This window comes from Streptomyces sp. NPDC002690 (assembly GCF_053592415.1).
Genome location: NZ_JBSFVR010000729.1, coordinates 1 through 1415, shown reverse-complemented (window position 1 = coordinate 1415; position 1415 = coordinate 1). Strand labels below are relative to the sequence as shown.

The following is a 1415-nucleotide window of genomic DNA, read 5'->3' as shown; positions in this document are numbered from 1 at the left end:
GAGTCCCTCTACGACGACCTGGACCGGTGGGCACCGTCCCTGGTCCGCCGACGGCCTGGCCGGCCGGCGTCGACGAGGCGCCGAGTGACGCCGACCGCCTCCGGCCGCTGCGGTCGCAGCACCTCGCGTACCTCGCCGGCCCGCCGGGCACCCCAGGCGCGGCCGTGACCCACCGCGGCATCGGCAGCCGGGCCGCCCGACTGGCCGAGGCGTTCGGTGTCGCGCCGGGCGAGCGGGTCGCCGCGCCCTCGGGCCCCGGCACACCCGTCGTCGAGGCGTTCGTCGCCTGGACCGTGGGCGCCGCGCTCGCGCTGGACGAGGTCGGCGCCGACCTGCCGGGCACCCGCGTCCTCGACGGATTCGGCTGCCCGGAGACCGGCCACGCGACGATCCGCGCGCAGGGCGCGGAGTCGCTCGGCCTGCCACTGCCGGACGTCCAGGCGCTCGTGCTCGGCCCCGGCCTCGCGCCGGTCCCGCCGCGGGTGACCGGCGAGCTCTACCTCGCAGGGCCCGGCCTCGGCCGCGGCTACCCCGGGGACGCGGGCCTGACCGCGTCCCGCTTCGTGGCGAACCCCTTCGACCCGGCCGGCGGCCGGATGTACCGCACCGGCGACCTGGTCCGGCGGACCCGGACCGGCGAACTGGTGCACTTCGGTCGCACCGACCAGCAGTGACCCGCGCGACCAGGCTCGACCGGGCCCGAAGGCCCGAACCGCCTGCGCCCGCCCACGGATTCCGAGAGGTAATGGCATGATCCCGTTGTCGTTCGCGCAGAGCCGGCTGTGGTTTTTGTACCGGTTCGAAGGGCCGTCGGCCACCTACAACCAGCCGGTGGTGCTGCGGCTGAAGGCCGAGGTGGACGCCGGCCTGATGGCCCTGGCCGTCCGCGACCTGGTACGCCGCCACGAGAGCCTGCGCACCGTCATCGGTGAGGACGAGCAGGGCGTGGCCTTCCAGCGGATCCTCCCCGCGGACGAGGTCGTCATCGAGGTCCCCACCCGCACCGTCGAGCCCGCACAGGTGGCCGGCGCCGTCGAGGACGCGGTGGGCCACCTGTTCGACCTGGAGGCCGAGATCCCGGTCCGGGTCAGCCTGCTGGAGGTCGGCCCGGCCGAGCACGTTCTGATCATCCTGCTGCACCACATCGCCGGCGACGGCACCTCGGTGGCGCCGCTGGCCCGCGACCTCACGACCGCCTACGTGTGCCGCGCCGACGGACAGGAACCCGACTGGGAGCCGCTGCCGGTCCAGTACGCGGACTACACGCTCTGGCAGCAGGAGCTGCTCGGCGAGTTGGACAACCCGGACAGCGTCGCGGCCCGGCAGGTCGACTACTGGCGGACCGAGCTGGCCGGCGCCCCGCAGCCGCTGGCCCTGCCGACCGACCGGCCGCGCCCGCCGCGCCGCACCTTCCG

2 protein-coding genes are annotated in these 1415 nt (G+C 75.5%); both read left to right on the top strand.

Features of this window, described 5'->3' with window-relative positions; translation table 11 throughout:
* Window positions 1–674 (top strand): AMP-binding protein (locus ACWD3D_RS37090; protein WP_451465027.1); only part of this gene is annotated, 674 nt, incomplete at its 5' end.
* Window positions 675–750: 76 nt separating this feature from the next.
* Window positions 751–1415 (top strand): condensation domain-containing protein (locus ACWD3D_RS37085; protein WP_451465026.1); only part of this gene is annotated, 665 nt, incomplete at its 3' end.